A 12822-nucleotide genomic window follows, 5' to 3' on the forward strand; every position below is an offset into this window, starting at 1 on the left:
GAAGGCCTGCAGCCCCGGTTCTGCTACCATCATCCGCATGCCTTTCCTGCCTCGACTGCCGGTTTGCCGTAGCGCCAGCGCCGACTTTTCGGCAGGACGCCCGCGCCGGCCGCGACTTGCGCGCGGGGATGGCATGGGCTTGCGCGGCGGGCGCGGCTTCACCATGATCGAACTGATCACCATCCTGCTGCTGGTCGGGATCATGGCCTTCGTCGCACTGCCGCGCGTGGACCTGCTGCGCGGCTTCGACGAAATCGGCTATCGCGACAAGGTGCGTTCCACCATCGAATACGCCAGAAAGTCGGCGGTGGCGCAACGGCGCCACGTCCGCCTCACGACCGCGGGCAACGGCATGACGGTGGAGATTTCGTCGCTCGATCCCGACACCCTGACGCCGGCCAGTTGGCCGATCGCCTTTGCCCGCGCCCTGGCACTGCCGGGCAGCGCCAGCAATGCCGTGACGCCGCCGGCTGGCGGCACCCTGGTCGCCAGCGTCTCGCCACTGGCCTTCGATCCGCTGGGGCGTCCGCTGAACGCCACCACCGGCGCCGCGCTGGCGGCCGCCGCCACCTTCACCGTGTCGGGCAGCGTCGTCACCGTCGAAGCGGAAACCGGCCATGTCCATTGATCGCCGCCGCGCGCGCGGCCTGACCCTGATCGAGCTGATTGTCTTCATCATGATCGTCAGCACCGCGCTGGCGGGGGTGCTGACGGTGCTCAACGTGGCGGCGAAAGGCAGCGCCGACCCGCTGATACGCAAGCAGGCACTGGCGATCGCCGAGGCGGTTCTGGAAGAGGTGTTGCTGCAACCGTTTACCTGGTGCGATCCGGACGATCCGCAGGCGGCGACGGCGACCAGCAACGTCGTCGGCGCCGGCGGCTGCACGGCCGCGGGCGCGGTCGAGGCGGTGGGTGCCGAGACCTTCGGCGGCGGCACGGACACCCGCGCCAGCGCGACCTTCCCCTTCGATAACGCCAGCGACTATCACGCCCAGGCGATCGCCACCACCCTGACCGGGGTCGCGCTGCCGGCCGGCTACAGCGCCGCGGTCACAGTGGCCGAGGCGGCGCTCAACGGCATCGCCGCGACCGAGTCGCTGCTGGTCACGGTCACCGTGACCAGCCCCGGCGAGACGCTGCAGTTGCAGGGCTACCGCACCCGTCATTCGCCCAACCTGCTGCCATGACGAACGCCACGCACCGACATGAAGCCGGCTTCACCCTGGTCGAGGCGATCGTCGCCATCGTCATCACCGGCATCCTTGCCGGCATCGTCGCCGTGTTCATCGCCAAGCCGGTCGAGGGCTATGCCGATTCCGTGCGCCGCGCCGAACTCACCGACGTCGCCGATGTCGCGCTGCGGCGCATGACGCGCGACGTTCGCCTGGCCCTGCCCAACAGCCTGCGCACGGTGGCCAACGGCTTCGAATTCGTCATGACCAAGTCGGGCGGACGCTACCGCGTTGAAAGCGACGGTTCGAGCTGCGGCAACTTCCTCTACTCCACGGATGTGGATTGCACGCCCGGGGTGGAAACTGCGTCGGAACTCGATTTCGACGTGCTGGGACCAATGCCGCCAATCACCGGCGGCGACCGTATCGTGGTGTACAACCTGGGCGCGGGCTATGCGCCGGCCGATGCCTATGCCGGTGGCAACGTCGCCACGGTCGCCGGTGCCGTGGCGATCACGGCCAACCCGGTGCCGCTGGTCGCCAATCCGTTTCCCACCCAGTCGCCACCGCTGCCGTCGCCCGCCTCGCGTTTCCAGGTGGTCGGCGCCACCGATCTCGTGGTGCGCTACACCTGCAGCGGCGGCGTCCTGACCCGTTTCACCGGCTGTAGCCTGGCCACGCCCTCGGTCTGCGGCGGCACCGGTGCGCTGCTTGCCGGGTCCGCCACCGCGGAGCCCAAGGCGAGCTGTACCATCGACTACGCCTCCGCCGCGACCGGCCGCAGCGGCCTGCTGCTGGTGCGCTTGACGCTGACCGACACACCCAGCGGCGAAAGCGCGACCCTGGTACAGCAGATCCACGTGGACAACGCACCATGAGAATCGCCGCCAACCGCCCGCGCGGCTTCGCCATCGTCTCGGCGATCTTCATCCTCGTCGTGCTGGCGGCACTGGGTGCATTCATCCTGAGCATTTCCACCAGCCAGCAGGTCGGCTCGGCGCTCGACGTGCAGGGTGTGCGCGCCTACCACGCGGCGCGGACCGGCATCGAGTGGGGCATGTATCGCCAACTGCGGGATGGCTCCTGTCCCGGTGCCGGGTCCCCGACATCCTTTGCGCCGCCGGCGACAACCATGGCTGGATTCACGGTTACGGTCATCTGTGATGCCGTCGCTGATGCCAACGGCGGCCCGACCGTATATACCGTGCAGTCCACGGCCTGCAGCGAACCCAACGCGGCCGAGCCGAGGTGTCCCAATGCCGCCGGCGGCAACCTTTATGTCGAACGCCGGCTGGAGGTGGCATTTTGAGATCGCCGCTGCCCACGCCAAGCCTGTCGCTGCCGTGCCGCCAGCGCCGACTTCCGGGATGAACAGGGGGTACCATTCGGCCATGGGAACGTTCGATCCAGTGACCATGCCCGGCCGCAAGCTGCTTCTGCTCTTGCTGGCCATGCTGTGGGCGGTCGGCATTGCGTCGGTGCCGGCGCAGGCGCAGATCGCTTTCCGCAGCGCGACCTCGGCGATCGGCCCGGCCACCGGCGCCATCGCGCATCGTGCTTCCACCTCGGCGCGGGGGGGCAGCATCGTCTTTCGCGCCGCGGCGAATTCCGGCACGCCGACCTCGCTCCCGCCGGTGTTTCGCCAGGTGGCATCCGCCGTCGCGGTCAGCGGAGTGCTGACGCTCACCATCAATGTGCCTGCAGGGACGCTGGAAAATGACGTGATGATTGCGGCGATCGCCGTGCGGCCCAGCAGCGCCGTGATCACCGCACCGCCCGGGTGGGTCCTTGTCAACCGCATGAACAACCCGGGACCGACCGACAGCAACAGCCTTGCGGTGTACTACCGGGTCGCCGGGGCGATCGAATCGTTGAACTATGCCTGGACGTTTTCCGCATCGACCGGCTCGGTAGGAGGCATCCAGTCGTTTTCGAGCGTCGATACAGCCAGCCCGATCGTCGTCGAGAGCGGCCAGAACACGTCAGGCCTCTCGCATGCGACACCGGGCGTAACCACGGGCGCGGTGGCAAACACGATGCTGGTCACACACCATGGCCTTGGGTCGTCGCGAACCTGGACGCCGCCGGCGGGGATGACCGAGTCCTTCGACCGGAGAAGCGCTTCCGTGAATAGCGATACCGGCCAGTCCCTGGAGGGCAACCGCCAGGTGCAGGCCGTGGCCGGCCCGACCGGGGCCAAGACCGCGACCGTCGGCGGCCATGCCGACGCCGGCAACGCGCACATCCTCGCCTTGCGCCCGGCCCTGCGCATCCCCGTGCCGGCCGGTGCGGCACCGGGTGACCTGTTGCTGGCGGCGGTCGCCGTGGCGCCGGATACCGCCGTGATCACCCCGCCGGCGGGGTGGACCCTGGTAAACCGCACCGACAACACGGCTGCCAATACAAATTCTCTGGCTGTCTTCCGGAAATTCGCGGGTGCGACGGAGCCGAGCAGCTACATATTCGGCATTGCCGGCGAAACGGCGAAAGTTGGCGGCATGCAGGTCTATTCCGGGGTGGACGCGACGACGCCGATCGACGCCGGCTCCGGGTCACCGCCCCCGCCGCTGCCATCCGCGCTTTCCCATGCGGCGCCGAGCATCACCACGGTCCTCAACGCCATGGTGGTGACCCATCATTCGATGTCGTCGTCGGCAGGCTGGACTGCACCACCCGCGGGTGGCACGTTGCCCGCACTGACCGAGCGCTATGAAGTGGCAAGCCTCACGGTACCCAACGCCGGGGGTGTCTCCATGGAAAGTGCCTCGGCGGTTACGACTGCCGCCGGAGCAACCGGCACCAAGGCCGCGACCGCTTCAGCGAACGCCGATGTCGGCAACGCCCAGATCCTCGCGCTGCGGCCGGCTACCCGCTCGGTCAATATCGCCCGCCCGGGTAGCGCGGTGCAGAACGATCTCATGATCGCGGCGATCGGCTTTGCCCCGCATACGGCGACCGTGACGCCCCCCGCCGGTTGGGTGCTGGTACAGCTCATGGACAACAGTGCCATCGCCGGCGGCACCACCAATTCGCTGGCGATCTATCGCAAGCTGCATTCGCTGACCGAGCCGGCAAGCTACACCTGGACCTTTTCCACCGATGTCACCGTGGCCGGCGGAATCCAGGCCTATTCGGGCGTGGACATCGCGAGCCCGATCGATCTGGCGAATGGACAAGGAACACCCTCGGCGGCGACACATGCGACGCCGAGCATCACCACCACGGTGGCCAATGCGATGCTGGTGACCCACCACACCATGAATGGCCAGGGCAACTGGACGCACCCGGCCGGTTTCACCGAATCGTTCGACGTGACGACCCTGGGCGGTGCCGCCGGCCAATCTGTCGACGGTGCCCGCGCGTTGCTTGCCGCGCCTGGTGCTACCGGGATCAAGACGGCGACGACGACGATTCCGGCCAACGCGGACAAGGGCAACGCGCACATCCTGGCGCTGCGGCCGGCGTCCGCCACCCGGTTCAGCATTGCGACGCCGGCCGGTACCGTGGCGAACGACCAGCTGATCGCGGCGATAGCGTTCACCCCGGATACGGCGGTGATCGCGCCGTCGGTACCGGGCGACTGGACGCTGATCCAGCGCATGGACAACGTCGCGGGCGCCGGCACCAACAACTCGCTTGCCGTGTATCGACGCCTTGCCACCGGCGCCGAGCCGGCCGCCCACGAGTGGACCTTCGGCGCGGCGCCGACGGCAGTGGCGGGCGGCATCCAGGCTTTTTTGGGCGTCGATGCCGCGACCCCGGTGGTCATCGCGAACGGCCAGAGCACCCCGTCCGCCCTGACCCATCCCACGCCCAGCGTGAATACAACCCCGGTACCCAATACGATGCTGGTCACCGCGCACGCCTATGCGTCATCGCGGACCTGGACTCCGCCCACTGGCATGGCCGAATCCTACGACCGCTCCAGTCTTACCGCGCCCAACGCCGGCGGTGTTTCGATCGAGGGCTCGCGCGTCAATCAGGCGGCGGCCGGCCTCACGGGCGCCAAGACCGCGACGCCGCAGGCGGGAAACAACGACAAGGGCAACACCCATATCGTCGCCTTGCGTCCCGCGCCGGTGGTAGTGCCCTCGAATCCGACCGCCTTCAATGGCTGCGAGTCCGCAACCTGCACCCCGGTGGCGGCGCCGCTGACCTATGCCGCGCTCTACACCAAGCTCGCGGGCACCGCCTTCACCCTGCGCGGGGTCGCGCTCAAGGCCGACGGCACTCTTGAATCCGGCTTTGCCGGCTCGGTCACGGTCGACCTGCTGGCCAATGCCAACACCGGCGTGGCGCTCGACGCCAATAACTGCCCTGTCAGCCAGGATGCGACCATCGCCCTGGGCAGCGCGACCTTCGCCGCCGGGCGGGCGACCATCCCCGGGATCAGCGTGGCGAATGCCTACCGTGACGTCAGGATGCGTTTCAGCTGCACGGCGCTGGTCTGCGGCAGCGCCATCACGCGGTGTTCCAGCGACAACTTCGCCATCCGGCCGAGCGCCTTTGCGGTCAGTTCGAGCGCGAACGCCGATGCGACGGGGACAAGCGTCAGCGCGACACCGGCGGTCAAGGCAGGCGCGAGCTTCACGCTGGCTGCCACCGCCCTGGCTTCTTACAACCGCACGCCGACGATCGATGCGAGCAAGCTGGCGGCCCATGCCGGCGCCATCCAGACCGGGTCGCTGGGGGGCAGCTTCGGCGCGGCAACTGTCGGTACCGGCGTGGCGACAGGCAACTTCACCTATACCGAGGTCGGCTACTTCAATTTCGCTGCCAACGGGGTCTACGACGACGGCTACACCGCGGTCGACCAGCCCAACGACTGCACCGACGATTTTTCGAATGCCCTCGATGTCAATGGCAAGTACGGCTGCAAGTTCGGCAATGTGGCGGCAACGAGCTATTTCGGCCGCTTCGTGCCGGACCGCTTCGCCCTGACGGCGGGCAGCCTGGTCGACCGGGCCGGCATCAATACCGGGGCCAGCGAAACCTGCGCGTCGACCTTCACCTATATGGGTGAGGAGTTCAAGACCGACTTCACGCTCGTCGCGCAGAATTCCACGCCGGCGACGACGCTGAACTACACCGGCGGCCATGCCAGGTTCGGGCTTACCACCTGGGCCAACTACGGTTTTACGGGATCCTCCGGGACGCTGGTCGCAGGTGGCGCCGCGCCGTCGGGATCCTGGGGCAGCACCGCCGGAACCTACGGTACGGCGGCTGTAACCGCTACACACAGGGTCACCCGGCCAGCCTCGCCGGTTGCCCCCTACACCGGCTTTGCGGTAAGCGCGCTGCCGTCGTATACGGACGGCACCGAGACCATCGCCCTCGTCGCTAGCTCCGCCGTCCATGGTGTCACGACCGAGCAGCGCTTTGGCCGCGTGCGACTGGTCAATGCCTACGGCTCGGAACTGCGGAACATCCGTCTCCCGGTGCGGGCGGAGTACGCGACCGGCGCCAATACCTGGGCGCTCAACGCCGCCGACGGCTGCACCAGCCTGCCCGCCAATGCCGTCGCGCTGTCGGGCGGGATCGCAGCCAATACCAGCGCCTCCGCAGTGACGCTGAACGGAGGGAACGGCACGCTGACGCTGGCCAAGCCAAGTCCGGTTGCCACCGGTATCGTTGATGTGGCCGTCAATCTGGGCAGCACAGGCACTCCCGCGGACGTATCCTGCAATGCAGCCAGTCCGGCGACGACGGCCGCCAACATGCCCTGGCTTCAATTCGCGTGGTGTGCCGGCAAGCTCGACCCCAATGCGCGCGTGAGGTTCGGCTCGCCCAAGGCGCCCTACATCTACCTGCGTGAACGCTATTGAAGCCATCGCGGCCTCCGCAGACGATATGCGGAGCGGTATCCCTGGGACGGCGCCCCACGGGGACTTCCTTCGGTCGCTGGCGGCACGGCGGTTCGCGAATTAGCGCGACGAAGGGTCCAAATGCCTGCCCTTCCCCCTTGATATCAAGGCTTTCGCGCGCGCTCTTGGTCAGTATAGTCAGAAGAAAAAATGGGAACCCATGCGTCCAGTGAGAAACTTTTTCAAATCGGGTAGCGAGCCGGGCTGGTTGTCCGTGGTCCTGTGGCCGGAGCGTGTCGACCTGGTCCATGTGCGCCGGGAGGCTGGCCGCCAGCCGCGCGTGCTGCTGGCCGATTCGGTGGAAAAGGGCGCGGACTGCGCGGCGACGCTGGGCGCGCTGAGGAAGTCACTGCGGATCGATCGCCACCGCTGCACAGTGCTGCTGGAGCATGGCAGCTACCAGTTGATCCAGACCGAAGCGGTTCCCGGCGCCGCCGACGAGGCGCGCGAAGTGTTGCGCTGGAAGGTCAAGGACCAGGTCGAGTTCCCGGTCGAGACGGCGGCCATCGACATGTTGCCGATCCCGACCGATCGCGGCACGCCGCAGGTATTCGCCGCGTTGTCGCCGGAGTCGACCGTGGCGCCGCTGGTACAGGCCTTCCAGGCGGCAAAGGTGCCGCTGGCGGCGATCGACCTGCCGGAAATGTCGCAACGCAACTTGGCGGCGCTATTCGAGCAGGACGGGCGCGGTCTCGCCACCCTGGTGTTCGACGACGATTCCGGCCTGCTCACCTTTACTCGCGGCGGCGAACTGCTGGTCGTGCGCCGCGTGGACATCGCCGCGCGCCAATTGCAGGTCGCCGACGCGGAGCGCCGCGCCAACCTGTTCGAGCGCATCGCGCTCGACGTGCAGCGCTCGCTGGACAACTTCGATCGCGTCTTCAGCAGCGTGCCACTGGCGCGATTGCTGGTGGCACCAATACCGGGAGTCGAGGGCTTCCTCGATTACTTGCGCGCCAACCTGGCCGTGACCGTGGCGCCGCTGGAACTTTCGTCGGTGCTGGACATGGGCGCGGTGCCGGCCCTGCGCGATCCCCTGCGCCAGTTCCAGTGCCTGCGCGCTATCGGCGCCGCGCTGCGCGACGAGGCAACGACGTGAGCGCACAGATCAACCTCTACCATCCGCGCTTCCTCAAGCAGCGCGAACTATTGACGCTGGGCAACGTGGCGCTCGCCGCCGTCGTGCTCTATGCGGCTCTTGCGCTGGCCGGCGGTTGGGCCTGGCGCGATGCCGGTGCGCGGGCGGACGCCGCCGCCGCCATGGAAGCCCAGCTCAAGGCGGCGAAGGATGCCGTCGAAGCCGCAACCAAGTCGGCCGGTCGCCCGGCCAACCCGCAGTTGATCGCCGAAGTCGCCAGTGCCGCAGCCATGCTGCGTCGTCGTGGCGAAATCGCCCAGCTGCTGGAAAGTGGCGCCGTCGGCAGCACCGGCGGCTTTTCCGAGCATCTGCGCGGCCTCGCCCGCCAGGTACCGGAAGGACTCTGGCTGACGGGCTTTGCCATCGGGCCGGGCGGCCGGGACATGGAAATTCGCGGCAGCATGCTGGACGCCGCCGCGCTGCCGGACTACATCCGTCGCCTGCGTGGCGAGAAGGCCTTCCAGGGCCGCAGCTTCGCCTCCCTGACCATGAACCGGGCCGAGCCGGCGCCGGTCTTGCGGCCGGTCGGGCAGGCGCCCGCCGTGTCGCCGGCGCCGACTTCTCTACCGCGTCCGATCGATTTCGTGCTCCTGCCGAAGCCGGCCGAGGCGAGGGAGGCCAAGCCATGAGCGCGCTGGCCGCAAACTGGTCGCAGTGGTCGGCGAAGTTCGCTGCGCTGACCCGGCGCGAACGCGCCATCGTGGCCTTCGCGGTGGTATTCGGCGGCACCTTTCTGCTCTACAGCTTCGCGGTTGAGCCCTTGCTGCTCAAGGCGCGTGCGGCCGACCGGGTCGAGGCGGCGGCGCGCGCCGACCTCGCGGTGCAACAGGCCAGGCTGGCCGTGCTGACAGCGCAGACCGCCGACCCGGACGCCGGCAGCCGCCGGCGCCTGGCGCAGATCAAGCAGGAACTGGCGACCGTGGGCGGACGCCTGGCGAGCTTCGAGGCGGGCATGGTGCCGCCGGCCCGCATGCAGGCCTTCCTCGAAGGACTTCTGGCACGCCGGTCGATCGAACTGCTAGGCCTCAAGACCCTGCCGGTGACGCAGGTGGGTACGCCGGGAAGCACCGAGCCGGTGGGCGCCAAGGGCAAGGCGGTCGCCGCCGATGCCGCGCAGGCCGGTGGCGACGGCATCTACCAGCATGGCATGGAAATTCGCCTGGCGGGCAGCTACAACGATTTGCTGGGCTATCTTGCGGAGCTCGAACGCATGCCGCAACAACTGATGTGGAGCAGCCTCAGCTTCAGCGTTGAAAAGTACCCGCGCAATGTCATGGTGCTGCGGGTGTACACGCTGAGCCTTGACCGGGACTGGCTGGTCGTATGATGCGTCGCGCCTTGAATTGCATCTTCCTGGCCGGGCTGGCAGTGGCCGCGGTGGCCGGCGCGCAGGTGCCGGACCCGACCCGTCCGGCGGCGGCCGCGTTGGCCCCCGAGGCGGTCGGCAGTTTCGCCACGCCGGCCGAAAGCGGTGTGCAGACTGTGATCCTGCGACGCGGCGGCAAGTCGGCGGCGGTGATCAACGGCAGGTATGTTTCGGTCGGCGGCATGGTCGGCGACAAGCGGGTGCAGAAGATCAGCGAAAGCGAAGTGGTATTGAAGGGGCCGGGCGGACGCGAAGTCATCAAGGTCATGCCGGCCATCGAAAAAGTGCCAGCAAGCAAGACGGTTGCCGCAAAGCGGCGCACGACGGGAACCACGCAATGACGACCACGAGACCAACCAGATATTTGTGCTGCGCCCTGCTCGCCGCCGCAGTCCTCGCCGGCTGCGCCGCGCCACAACGCGCCGGCGGCGACGTGCAAGGCCAGATCAACGATGTCCTGCTGAAATCGGCGACCGAACGCAAGGCGCCGGCGGCCGAGGTCGCCGACAAATCGCTGATGCCGCCCCTGGCTCCGCCGGCGACCGCGGATGCCGCGGCGGTGGAGCCGCGCTTCGACCTGTCGGTGGTCAACGCGCCGGCGACGCAGGTCTTCATGGCGCTGGTTTCCGGCACACGCTATAGCATGCTGCTGCCGCCCGACGTCAGCGGTAGCCTGACCGTCAACCTGAAGGACGTCACGGTGATCGAGGCGCTCGACACGATCCGCGAGCTCTACGGTTACGAATACCGCCTGCAGGGCAAGCGTATCTTCATCGAACCCAACACGATCAAGACCCGCGTCTTCCAGATCAACTACCTTTCCAGCCAGCGTCACGGCAGCAGCGTGCTGCGCGTTTCCGGCAACGCGATGTCGACCAGTGGCACCACGGGTGGTGGCGGCACCACTTCCACGCCGACGGCGGGCCAAACCCTGCCGGCCGGAACCGGTTCTTCGACGGCCTCCGTCGGGTCCGATACCAGTCGCGTCAGCATGACCTCGGTCAGCGACTTCTGGGGCGACCTGAACCGCGCGCTGGCGACTATTGTCGGTACCACCGACGGGCGCAGCGTGGTGGTCAATCCCTCCTCCGGCGTAGTCCTGGTGCGCGCCCTGCCCAACGAATTGCGCAATGTCGAGAAATACCTCAAGGCGACGCAACTGGTCGCCGAGCGGCAGGTGATGCTCGAAGCCAAGATCATCGACGTCACCCTGTCCGAGGATTTCCAGTCCGGCGTGAACTGGGGTGCTTTCAAGAGCGGACCGAACAGCCGCAGCGGCATCGGCGTCTCGCAGCCGGGCGCCACCGTCGGCGTCGGCACCACGGCGCAAACCATCGGTACGGCGACGGCCCCGCTGCTTACCGTGACGCCCGGCCAACTCGGGTCGATAGCCGCCTCGACGCTGGGCAAGGGCTTCATCGGCCTCGCCTTCCAGACCTCGAACTTCGCCGCGCTGCTCAACTTCCTCGAAAGCCAGGGCAGCGTCTCGGTGCTGTCGTCGCCGCGCATCGCCACGTTGAACAACCAGAAGGCGGTGCTCAAGGTCGGTGACGACGGCATATTCGTGACCAACCTTACGGTCAGTGCGGGCACCACCACCGCGGCGGGCACCACCGGGCCGGCCACGGTCACGCCGCAATTCCAGTCGATGTTCTCGGGCATCTCGCTCGACGTGACGCCGCAGATCGACGACGACGGCAACATCATCCTCCACGTGCATCCGGCGGTGACCACGATCACCGAAAGCAACAAGGTGATCGACCTGGGCGGCGCCACCGGCATCATCAACCTGCCGCTGGCCGTGAGCCGCATCAACGAGACCGACAGCGTGGTGCGGGTCCAGGACGGCAACATCGTCGCCATCGGCGGCCTGATGCGCCAGGAATCCAGCTCCGACCGTTCGCAACTGCCCGGCGCCAGCGGCTTCCTGGCCAACGCGCTGGGCCAGCGCGCCTCGGCGCTGCGCAAGCGCGAGTTGGTGATACTGATCAAGCCGACCCTGATCGACAGCGACCGTGCCTGGGCGCAGGACATCAAGGATGTACAGGAGCGCGTGAAGGGCTATCCCGGCGGCCTGCCCGCGCAGTAGGCCGGAGCGCGCGCGAGCCAAGCCCGCAGGGACGCCAGATGTACCTCAAGCACTTCGGGCTCCACGAGATGCCGTTCGGCATCACGCCGGACACCAGCTTCATCTATTCGGCCGACGCCCACCAGGAAGCGCTCAACACCCTGCTGATCGGCCTCGACACCGGCGAGGGTTTCATCAAGATCACGGGCGAGGTCGGCACCGGCAAGACGCTGCTGTGCCGGCGCTTCCTCGCTACCCTGGGCGAGGATAACGTGGTCGCCTACCTGCCCAATCCAATGCTGGAACCGCGCGTGTTGCTGATCGCGATCGCCGAGGAGCTCCGGCTCAAGCTGCCTGGACTGGATCACGAGTTTCACTTGGTCAAGGAATTCAATCGGCATCTGCTGGAGATGGCGGCCAGTGGCAAGCGGGTGGTGATCTGCATCGACGAGGCGCAGTCGATGCCGCTGGAAAGCCTCGAAGCGCTGCGCCTGCTGTCGAACCTCGAAACCGAAAAGCGCAAGCTGCTGCAGGTCGTGATGTTCGGCCAGCCGGAACTGGACCAGAAGCTGGCCAATCCTGCGGTGCGCCAGCTGCGCCAACGCATCGTGTTCCATTACCGGATGCCCGGCCTGCGCCAGCAGGAAGCCGGACATTACCTCGCCCACCGCCTGCGCGTCGCCGGGCATCGCGACGGCGACGTGTTTGCCCCGTCCAGCGTGCGCCTGCTGTACCGGCTGTCGAGCGGCACCCCGCGCCTGGTCAACGTGCTGGCGCACAAATCCCTGCTGCTGGCCTACGGCGAGGGCAAGACCCGCGTCAGTCGCGCCCACGTCAAGCTTGCCGGCCGAGATACCGAAGGCCTGCCGGGCTTGCAGTGGTGGCAGGCATGGTGAGCGCGACCCCCCGGGCCGTCCCAAGGGGGCACAGCCACCCCGCGGAGCCGCAGGGCGGCGAATCGCGGCCATCCCCTCGCTTGGCGAGGGGGCCGGGGGGAGGGTAGAACAGTGAGCCTGGTCAACAAGATGCTGCGCGACCTCGATGCCCGCCGCGTCGGCGACGGCGAGCGCGCCGCGCTGCCCGCCGCGGTGACGCCGCTGGCGGCCCACCAGGAAGTACCATCCATGCTGCCGCGTTTGCTGCTGGCGGGCCTGGTATTGGTCGTACTCCCGGTCGCCGCATGGTATGCCATGCAGAATTCCGCTCCGCCACCC

12 protein-coding genes are annotated in these 12822 nt (G+C 67.8%); all 12 read left to right on the top strand.

The genetic code is table 11. The features are described 5' to 3' along the window. The first annotated feature begins 37 nt into the window (after nucleotides 1-37). Entirely contained in the window at nucleotides 38-628 is a 591-nt protein-coding gene (locus J0M27_RS05190; RefSeq protein WP_294988131.1) for a GspH/FimT family pseudopilin, read from the top strand. Further along, a complete protein-coding gene (locus J0M27_RS05195) occupies nucleotides 618-1187 on the top strand; it encodes a type II secretion system protein (RefSeq protein WP_294988133.1) in 570 nt (189 codons plus the stop codon). The genes J0M27_RS05190 and J0M27_RS05195 overlap by 11 nt, the downstream gene beginning before the upstream one ends. After that, nucleotides 1184-2050, top strand: a complete 867-nt coding sequence (locus J0M27_RS05200; protein WP_294988135.1) for a type II secretion system protein — start codon at nucleotides 1184-1186, stop codon at nucleotides 2048-2050. The genes J0M27_RS05195 and J0M27_RS05200 overlap by 4 nt, the downstream gene beginning before the upstream one ends. After that, nucleotides 2047-2481: a hypothetical protein gene (locus J0M27_RS05205; RefSeq protein WP_294988137.1), complete on the top strand. Its 435-nt coding sequence runs from the start codon at nucleotides 2047-2049 to the stop codon at nucleotides 2479-2481. Before J0M27_RS05200 ends, J0M27_RS05205 begins: the two co-directional genes overlap by 4 nt. A gap of 82 nt (nucleotides 2482-2563) precedes the next feature. Continuing rightward, a complete protein-coding gene (locus tag J0M27_RS05210) occupies nucleotides 2564-6997 on the top strand; it encodes a DUF6701 domain-containing protein (RefSeq protein WP_294988139.1) in 4434 nt (1477 codons plus the stop codon). A 208-nt stretch (nucleotides 6998-7205) separates the two neighbouring features. Beyond that, the gene (locus J0M27_RS05215; RefSeq protein ID WP_294988141.1) at nucleotides 7206-8135 is read left to right on the top strand and encodes a hypothetical protein; all 930 of its coding nucleotides are present in this window, start codon (nucleotides 7206-7208) and stop codon (nucleotides 8133-8135) included. Beyond that, nucleotides 8132-8803 (top strand): PilN domain-containing protein, encoded by a 672-nt coding sequence (locus J0M27_RS05220; RefSeq protein ID WP_294988143.1) that lies wholly within the window; start codon nucleotides 8132-8134, stop codon nucleotides 8801-8803. The genes J0M27_RS05215 and J0M27_RS05220 overlap by 4 nt, the downstream gene beginning before the upstream one ends. After that, nucleotides 8800-9501, top strand: a complete 702-nt coding sequence (locus J0M27_RS05225) for a hypothetical protein (protein WP_294988145.1) — start codon at nucleotides 8800-8802, stop codon at nucleotides 9499-9501. Before J0M27_RS05220 ends, J0M27_RS05225 begins: the two co-directional genes overlap by 4 nt. Further along, nucleotides 9498-9881: a hypothetical protein gene (locus J0M27_RS05230; RefSeq protein WP_294988147.1), complete on the top strand. Its 384-nt coding sequence runs from the start codon at nucleotides 9498-9500 to the stop codon at nucleotides 9879-9881. Before J0M27_RS05225 ends, J0M27_RS05230 begins: the two co-directional genes overlap by 4 nt. Continuing rightward, nucleotides 9878-11629 carry a secretin N-terminal domain-containing protein gene (locus J0M27_RS05235; protein WP_294988149.1) on the top strand — a complete coding sequence of 584 codons (1752 nt, stop codon included), beginning with the start codon at nucleotides 9878-9880 and terminating at the stop codon, nucleotides 11627-11629. The genes J0M27_RS05230 and J0M27_RS05235 overlap by 4 nt, the downstream gene beginning before the upstream one ends. Nucleotides 11630-11667: 38 nt before the next feature. After that, entirely contained in the window at nucleotides 11668-12504 is an 837-nt protein-coding gene (locus tag J0M27_RS05240; RefSeq protein ID WP_294988151.1) for an AAA family ATPase, read from the top strand. Nucleotides 12505-12615: 111 nt separating this feature from the next. Beyond that, nucleotides 12616-12822, top strand: a 207-nt coding sequence (locus J0M27_RS05245; protein WP_294988152.1) for a hypothetical protein, incomplete at its 3' end; no start/stop codon positions are given.

It is taken from the genome of Sulfuritalea sp. (genome assembly GCF_017302275.1).
GTDB lineage: Bacteria > Pseudomonadota > Gammaproteobacteria > Burkholderiales > Rhodocyclaceae > Sulfuritalea.

Bases quoted from the DNA above. Each gene is read 5' to 3' on its own strand.
- J0M27_RS05190 (WP_294988131.1), top strand. From the start codon at position 38: ATGCCTTTCCTGCCTCGACTGCCGGTTTGCCGTAGCGCCAGCGCCGAC.
- J0M27_RS05225 (WP_294988145.1), top strand. From the start codon at position 8,800: ATGAGCGCGCTGGCCGCAAACTGGTCGCAGTGGTCGGCGAAGTTCGCT.
- J0M27_RS05230 (WP_294988147.1), top strand. From the start codon at position 9,498: ATGATGCGTCGCGCCTTGAATTGCATCTTCCTGGCCGGGCTGGCAGTG.
- J0M27_RS05195 (WP_294988133.1), top strand. From the start codon at position 618: ATGTCCATTGATCGCCGCCGCGCGCGCGGCCTGACCCTGATCGAGCTG.
- J0M27_RS05205 (WP_294988137.1), top strand. From the start codon at position 2,047: ATGAGAATCGCCGCCAACCGCCCGCGCGGCTTCGCCATCGTCTCGGCG.
- J0M27_RS05235 (WP_294988149.1), top strand. From the start codon at position 9,878: ATGACGACCACGAGACCAACCAGATATTTGTGCTGCGCCCTGCTCGCC.
- J0M27_RS05240 (WP_294988151.1), top strand. From the start codon at position 11,668: ATGTACCTCAAGCACTTCGGGCTCCACGAGATGCCGTTCGGCATCACG.
- J0M27_RS05200 (WP_294988135.1), top strand. From the start codon at position 1,184: ATGACGAACGCCACGCACCGACATGAAGCCGGCTTCACCCTGGTCGAG.
- J0M27_RS05210 (WP_294988139.1), top strand. From the start codon at position 2,564: ATGGGAACGTTCGATCCAGTGACCATGCCCGGCCGCAAGCTGCTTCTG.